This window comes from Halorubrum sp. GN11_10-6_MGM (assembly GCF_005435165.1).
In the GTDB taxonomy this organism is placed as follows: domain Archaea; phylum Halobacteriota; class Halobacteria; order Halobacteriales; family Haloferacaceae; genus Halorubrum.
The window spans coordinates 1-471 of sequence record NZ_SGUC01000152.1 but is presented as its reverse complement, the minus strand read 5'-3'; the positions used below and the strand labels follow the sequence as shown (position 1 = coordinate 471).

Annotated in this window: 1 protein-coding gene; it reads left to right on the top strand. The window is 57.7% G+C overall.

Annotation, left to right across the window (positions count from 1 at the left end):
• The first annotated feature begins 69 nt into the window (after window positions 1–69).
• The gene (locus tag EXE46_RS17945) at window positions 70–342 is read left to right on the top strand and encodes an AbrB/MazE/SpoVT family DNA-binding domain-containing protein (RefSeq protein ID WP_137689387.1); all 273 of its coding nucleotides are present in this window, start codon (window positions 70–72) and stop codon (window positions 340–342) included.
• Window positions 343–471: the final 129 nt, after the last annotated feature.

The window sequence follows — 471 nt, the reverse complement described above, 5'->3', positions numbered from 1 at the left end:
CGACCAGGAACGACAAGTACTCTTATCTGAAGTAAGAAATAAGATCTTTTGAAAGGTCTGACTGATTCTGTGCCTACTTCGACCCTTACGACTCGGGGACAGACGACGATTCCGAAACCCATTCGCGAGGCCCTTGGCCTCCAGCCCGGCGACCGCGTCGAATTCACCCTTGAGGGCGATCGGGTCGTGCTCCGCCGAGCCGGAGCCGACCTTTCGGCCCTCGACGGCATGCTCGACCGATCGGGGCAGGAGCCGGTCTCGATTGAGGAAATGGACGAAGCGATTGGGAATGCCGCTAGCGAAGACGCAAGTGCCTCCAACACTAGCGAGAGAGAGTCGTGACTGGAATCGATACGAACGTCCTCGTTCGGTATCTCACCCGCGATCATACCCGGCAGTACAGGGCCGCCAAGCGACACCTAGAGTCAAATTGTACGCAGGAGAATCCCGGCTACGTCAGTGTCGTTGTCC